At 39.5% G+C, this 6,164-nt stretch carries 7 protein-coding genes and 1 pseudogene; all 8 read left to right on the top strand.

The annotated features are described in order from the left end of the window. Positions 1-578: 578 nt before the first annotated feature. A pseudogene (locus tag DV740_RS13995) lies at positions 579-935 on the top strand (ParA family protein); the annotation flags it as partial. Between the two features lie 379 nt (positions 936-1,314). Continuing rightward, a complete protein-coding gene (locus DV740_RS13990) occupies positions 1,315-3,021 on the top strand; it encodes a methyl-accepting chemotaxis protein (protein ID WP_117699365.1) in 1,707 nt (568 codons plus the stop codon). 136 nt (positions 3,022-3,157) lie between these two features. After that, positions 3,158-3,493: a cysteine hydrolase family protein gene (locus DV740_RS13985; protein ID WP_117842336.1), complete on the top strand. Its 336-nt coding sequence runs from the start codon at positions 3,158-3,160 to the stop codon at positions 3,491-3,493. 37 nt (positions 3,494-3,530) lie between these two features. Next, a complete protein-coding gene (locus DV740_RS13980; protein ID WP_117699019.1) occupies positions 3,531-4,265 on the top strand; it encodes a MerR family transcriptional regulator in 735 nt (244 codons plus the stop codon). Positions 4,266-4,386: 121 nt separating this feature from the next. Then, positions 4,387-4,671: an ArsR/SmtB family transcription factor gene (locus tag DV740_RS13975; RefSeq protein ID WP_117699020.1), complete on the top strand. Its 285-nt coding sequence runs from the start codon at positions 4,387-4,389 to the stop codon at positions 4,669-4,671. A gap of 210 nt (positions 4,672-4,881) precedes the next feature. Then, on the top strand, positions 4,882-5,139 hold the full coding sequence (locus DV740_RS15450) for a hypothetical protein (protein ID WP_330408414.1): 258 nt from the start codon (positions 4,882-4,884) through the stop codon (positions 5,137-5,139). Then, positions 5,136-5,690, top strand: coding sequence for a DUF5714 domain-containing protein (locus DV740_RS13965; protein WP_015526525.1), 555 nt, complete (start codon positions 5,136-5,138; stop codon positions 5,688-5,690). Before DV740_RS15450 ends, DV740_RS13965 begins: the two co-directional genes overlap by 4 nt. Then, positions 5,683-6,087, top strand: a complete 405-nt coding sequence (locus DV740_RS13960) for an arsenate reductase ArsC (protein ID WP_117699022.1) — start codon at positions 5,683-5,685, stop codon at positions 6,085-6,087. The genes DV740_RS13965 and DV740_RS13960 overlap by 8 nt, the downstream gene beginning before the upstream one ends. The last annotated feature ends 77 nt before the right edge of the window (positions 6,088-6,164 follow it).

Here is a 6,164-nt window from a genome sequence, read left to right as displayed (position 1 = left end):
GCATATTCAGTGAGAATGGTAGCCATAAATATGAATTCGCAGGAACGGAATGGTTGAACCCTCAGGGTGACAGTGTCACTCATTTGTCAGCGAGAGGTGCTTAACTTGGATGATTTTCAGTTTTCTTATTTTGACATGGATTTACAGGAAAGTCAGTAAAATCAAGTTGTTGCTTGACTTATGTTGACCAAGAAAAACATAGATTTTCTGTAGTGACTTGAACTCCTAAGCGCTAGTTGTGGGTTCAATTCCCGCCGGGAACATCGATTTTTTGCAACAATGATCGTAAAAATTCATTGTTGCATTTTTATTTTATGGTGCTTGCGAGCACCGAAAAAAAATAAAAATGAGTAATTGGAGCACCGAAAAGACAAAACGGGCACCGAGAACTAAATCTATCCAAGCACCCAATGGAGATAACTAAAGTGTAGGATAAGATTTAGGTTGTCAATGAATGTAAAAATGGTTTTCTTGTTTGAAGAGAACAGGCCTGACGAAGCATCGCTCAGATTAGATTAAAAATTCTAGTCTGGGCGATTTTTTTCGTTCAGGGAAAAGGAGGAAGTGTCATTGACAGAACACTGATGATGAACATTGTGAATGATGAAAAACTGAATATAGAAAAGACAATCTTACACCATAAAGAAGGCGTAGACCTTATCCCAGCCAACATTGAATTATCAGCAATAGAGGTGTCTTTGGTAAATGCCATGAGCAGGGAACTGATTCTGAGATCTATGGTAGACAGGCTGAGAGAATTTTATGATTTCATCATTATTGATTGTATGCCTTCGCTTGGAATGATGACAATTAATGCATTGGCATGTGCAGATTCTGTATTGATACCGGTGCAGGCAGCATACCTTCCGGTCAAAGGTTTACAGCAGCTGATCAAGACAATAGGAAGAGTAGAGCTTCTGCATCATCCGGAACTTCGGGGAAGTATAAATATAGAAGAACGATATTGTGTGGAGTAAGAAATCTATGCAGTATCGTTTTTTTCGTTTCTTGTGAAAAAATTTGTAGTTATTTGTAAGAATTTGTCGAGAAGTGCCATGTATATAATGTAGGGAGGTTTTAACATGACTAAAGACGAAGAAATCAGAATGATAAATGAAAAACTGGATTTTTATGTAATGGGAGGTCGGAGTACATGAAAGAACTGTTACATGAACTGCAAAGTCAAGTTTCAGTCTTGCAAAATCTCTGGAAACCCATCTCGTACAGTTGAATAATGAAAGGGGATGTGCTACTATTGTATAAAGATGTCAATCACGGCAGCTTATTTAACGGATAAACTAGGGGGAGCTTTATATGGCCACACAAAAGCAACAAGGTATTAAAAAGCAACTGACGAAAGGATTTGTGAAAGTAGCAATAATCGGTGCGATTGCGGCAGTTATTGGAATCGTAGTACTACTGATCGCAGCGATACAGTATGAAAAGGCATTGAGCCGATACGGATTTACACAGGGAGATATCGGTAAAGCGGTCGCGGCATTTTCGGAGAGCCGGAGCGCATTACGTGCAGTAGTAGGCTATGATGACAAAGCAGTGATAGACAAGCAGATCGAACTGCATGACCAGAAAAAGGAAGCGTTTGAGGCTTACATAGATGAATTGAACCGCTCAATCAAATTCACCGAAGGCAGGGATGCCTATAATAAAATATTGCAGGAACTGGACGGGTACTGGGAATTGGATGCACAGGTATTGGAACTGGCTACTTCCGATGACGAGGACGGATATCTGAAGGCGCAGGATCTGGATATCGGAGAGCTGACCGCACAGTACGAACGGATATACGCGGAGTTTGTAGACTTGATGAATCTGTGCGTCGAAAAAGGAGATCAGGCGGAGGTAGATCTGCGTCATATGGAGCGTTTTATGCTGATCGCGATTCTGGTTATCGTAGTGACCTCTTTCTGGAGTTCTGTGGTATTAGGCAAGAAAATGGCAGGAAATATCGAAGAACCGATGATAGCGCTGGCAGATCGACTTCAGACTTTTGCACAGGGAGATCTGAATAGTGCATTCCCGGACAGAAACACGGAAGATGAGATATCCTATATGATACAGGTCGCAAAAGGCATGGCTGCTGACCTGAATCTGATCATTACGGATGCAGGAGAATTATTGGGACAGATGGCGGAGGGTAATTATGCCATCGGTACTAAGATCGAAGAGAAATATGTAGGACAGTTTGTGGCACTGAAAGATGCCATGCGTAAGATGAACCGACAGATGAACAGTACCTTACAGCAGGTAGAAGAGGCCGCTAAGCAGGTATCTGCCGGATCGGAGAATCTTGCACAATCTGCCCAGGCGTTGGCAGAAGGAGCAACAGAGCAGGCAGGATCTGTGGAAGAACTGACGGCAACCATTACGAATATCACAGATGCCGTGTCACGTACAGCCGGCGAACTGCAGAGGACGACGGAAAAGGCTGAGAATTATGCACAGCAGGCGGATGCAGGGCATACGCAGATGAGGTCATTGATGGAGGAAATGGAGCGAATCAATGAAACATCTAAAAAGATACAGAATATTATTGCTGACATTGAAGATATTGCGAGTCAGACGAACCTGTTGTCTCTGAATGCGGCAATTGAGGCGGCCAGAGCAGGAGAAGCCGGACGGGGATTTGCAGTGGTGGCAGAACAGATCCGTAAACTGGCCGAACAGAGTGCACAGTCGGCAGTAGATACCAGAAGCCTGATCGAGGGATCGCTGCAGGAGATCGAGAATGGCAACCAGGCAGTGGAGGTAGCAGCGGAATCTCTGGAGCAGATCGTTACGGGAGTCAAGGAGATTGCGACAGATGCAAAACGATTGAGTGAAGAGTCTGCTGCGCAGGCACAGGCGATGCAACAGGCAGAACTTGGTGTGAATCAGATATCGGAAGTAGTGCAGTCGAACTCTGCGGGAGCAGAGGAATCGTCTGCTACCAGTGAGGAATTATCCGCACAGGCATATACATTAAACGATCTGGTAGGAAAGTTTACACTACGTCGGGATTAATTGCTAATTAAAAAATGAAATAAATACCGGTCTTAATAATCCGTAAATAGTGGAGAATTAAGATCGGTATTTTTTATAACATAAAACTTTCATTATAACTGAAATTTTCATTTCCGTATTATCTATTAGAATTGTAATGGTAGATATAGGAGGTTATATAAAAAATGTAATGAAGAAGAATCTGATAAATAAGTTTGCACCATTTCATGCATATGAAGGAACAGAAGATATTGATTTTGCTAAAGAATTGCATATAGTATCTGATAATATATTCATAAAATATAAAGGTAATGCATTTACTAATTCTGGACTTGATATATTGCTGAAAAAACACAATATTGAATATGTTGAAGTTGTGGGTGTAGATGGTGGGGCTTGCGTTGCACTGACAGCATTAGGTGCTATAAAAAATGGATATAAAGTAATCGTGAATGAAGCTGCAATCGGAACTATTGACTCCTACGCAACGTAATAGTTTACGATATGTTTATCGAGAGGAGGAAATGACAATGATGACAGTGAATGAGGTAAGTAAATTAACAGGAGTGAGTATACGCACTCTGCAGTATTATGATACCATTGGTCTCTTAAAACCTATTGAATATACAGAGTCAGGTTATAGGTTGTATGACGATACATCCTTGGAAAGGCTGCAACAAATTTTACTGTTTAAAGAATTGGAATTTCCGCTTAAGGAGATTAAAAAGATAATTGATGCCCCTAACTTTGACAGGAATAAAGCATTAGAGCAGCAGATTGAATTGCTTACTATGAAAAAAGAGCATCTTGAAAATCTTATTAGTTTCGCTCGAGGAATAAAAGGAATAGGAGTGAAATATATGGATTTTAAAGTATTTGATACAACAAAGATTGATGAGTATTCTAAACGAGCAAAAGAACAATGGGGACAAACCTCTGAGTATAAGGAGTTTGAAGAGAAAACAAAGAACTGGACGAAAGACGATGAAGCTACTGTTGCAAATGAGTTTATGCAATTATTTGTTGAATTCGGACAAATGAAAGAAATGGACCCAGAAGATGAACAGGTGCAGTTGCAGGTAAGGAAACTTCAGGATTACATTACAGATCATTTTTATACATGTTCTGATAAGATTTTATGCGGTCTTGGAAGAATGTATGCCGGTGGAGGAGAACTTACGGAAAATATTGATGATGTTGGAGGAGTTGGCACAGCAGAGTTTGCAAGTAATGCTATTGATATATTTTATATGAGTAGAAGGTAACTTCCTGTTTTTAAAGCTGTACATGAAAATGTATGGCTTTATTTTATAAAAACACATTGATAATTATCTATGTATATGTTAATCTAGACATATAGATAAATATCAATGCGAGGTAAATGAAATGGAACTAACAAATGTTGCATTAATCTGCAAGGCACTTGGAGATTCAAACAGATTAGAAATAGTGCAAATGTTGTCAGATGGCGAAAAATGTGGATGCAGGCTCTTGGAAAAATTTGAAATTACACAGCCAACCCTGTCTCATCATATGAAGATACTGGTGGAATGTGGATTGGTGAATGATCGCAAAGAAGGTAAATGGCATCATTACTCTTTGAATTGTGATACTTTATTAGAATTCAAGAATTTTATTGGCAGTTTGACATGTGGGTTATTCTATGCATGATCATCGATGTATCCATAGGACATTTTTTCCCGATGATACCCAATATATTAAATGAGTTTGAATATGCAGGGATATCTATTCCTATGGCTGTATTAATCTGGATTATGATTTATCCAATGATGATTACTATTGACATTAGTGCTGATATTTATGTTTCAGTCGGAAGTTATTCTGAAAAATCCTATACACATAATACTGATTGCAATACCTTTGATAATTCAGACATTTTTGATCTTTGGAATCGCATACGTAGCGTGTTATCTGTTAAAACTGCCACACAATATTGCAACACCTGCAGGAATGATAGGAGCATCTGATTTCTTTGAACTTGCGGTGGCAGTGGCGATTGCATTGTTTGGAACAACAAGTGAGGCTGCACTTGCTACTACTGTGGGTGTCTTAACAGAAGTTCCGGTAATGCTTATGCTTGTAAGAATTGCAAATAAGACGAAAGGAAGGTTTCTATGACAGTAAGAGAAAAAGCAGAACTGATTGTAAAAGATATAAAGAAAGAACAGGGAACAAATCCGGTTGTTATTTTTAAGCAGATTGCAGAGAAGGAATATATCAGCATTCATGGACCGGAACACCATATATTAGATGGTGCAAGTTTGCTAGTAGCCTACAAAAACGCAGGTGGAGAGATAGACTTAGAACAGGCATTGGACAGGCTGATGTCAGAAGGACTTCGGATGCCGGGAGCAATGTGCGGTTTATGGGGAATATGCGGAGCAATTACATCCATTGGCGCTGCACTTGCAATCATCGACGGAACAGGTCCGCTTTCAACAGATGGAACATGGGGAAATCATATGCAGTTTACCTCGAAAGCAATCGGAGAATTAGGAGCCATAAACGGACCAAGGTGCTGCAAGAGAGATGCAATGATAGCATTTAAGAATGGTATTGATTATGTGAATGCTCATTATGGAGTAACATTGCAATACGAACAAATGCAATGTGGATTCACAGATTTTAATGAGCAGTGTATAAAGGAGAGGTGTCCATTTCATGAGTAATGTAAAAGTGGCATTTATTTGTGTCCATAATTCCTGCCGAAGTCAGATTGCTGAGGCTTTTGGAAGACATCTGGCATCAGATGTGTTTCAAAGTTATTCGGCGGGTACAGAAACAAAACCACAGATTAACCAAGATGCTGTCCGTATTATGAAGGAATTATATAATATAGATATGGAAGCAGATGGACAGTTCAGTAAGCTGGTTAGTGATATTCCAAATCCGGATATTGCAATATCAATGGGGTGTAATGTGGGATGTCCATTTATAGGAAGACCGTTTGATGATAACTGGGGACTTGAAGATCCAACAGGAAAAAGTGATGAGGAATTTAAGATAGTCATTGAAAAAATCAGAAAAGATATTTTGAAATTAAAAAATGGATTGGATAAGAGGTAGACAGCATCAGATTCAAGTTTGCAGAACTAATAGAGAAGTAACATATAAAACAATAAATATGGTCAAAAAATCATCGA

It is taken from the genome of Roseburia sp. AF02-12, assembly GCF_003461765.1.
GTDB lineage: Bacteria > Bacillota > Clostridia > Lachnospirales > Lachnospiraceae > Roseburia_C > Roseburia_C amylophila.
Note: the sequence above shows the minus strand (reverse complement) of the source record. Positions and strands in the feature narration are given on the sequence as shown.

Excerpts from the sequence above, each read along its gene's own strand:
- DV740_RS13990 (WP_117699365.1), top strand. The coding sequence starts at position 1,315 with ATGGCCACACAAAAGCAACAAGGTATTAAAAAGCAACTGACGAAAGGA.
- DV740_RS13985 (WP_117842336.1), top strand. The coding sequence starts at position 3,158 with ATGGTAGATATAGGAGGTTATATAAAAAATGTAATGAAGAAGAATCTG.
- DV740_RS13980 (WP_117699019.1), top strand. The coding sequence starts at position 3,531 with ATGATGACAGTGAATGAGGTAAGTAAATTAACAGGAGTGAGTATACGC.
- DV740_RS13975 (WP_117699020.1), top strand. The coding sequence starts at position 4,387 with ATGGAACTAACAAATGTTGCATTAATCTGCAAGGCACTTGGAGATTCA.
- DV740_RS13965 (WP_015526525.1), top strand. The coding sequence starts at position 5,136 with ATGACAGTAAGAGAAAAAGCAGAACTGATTGTAAAAGATATAAAGAAA.
- DV740_RS13960 (WP_117699022.1), top strand. The coding sequence starts at position 5,683 with ATGAGTAATGTAAAAGTGGCATTTATTTGTGTCCATAATTCCTGCCGA.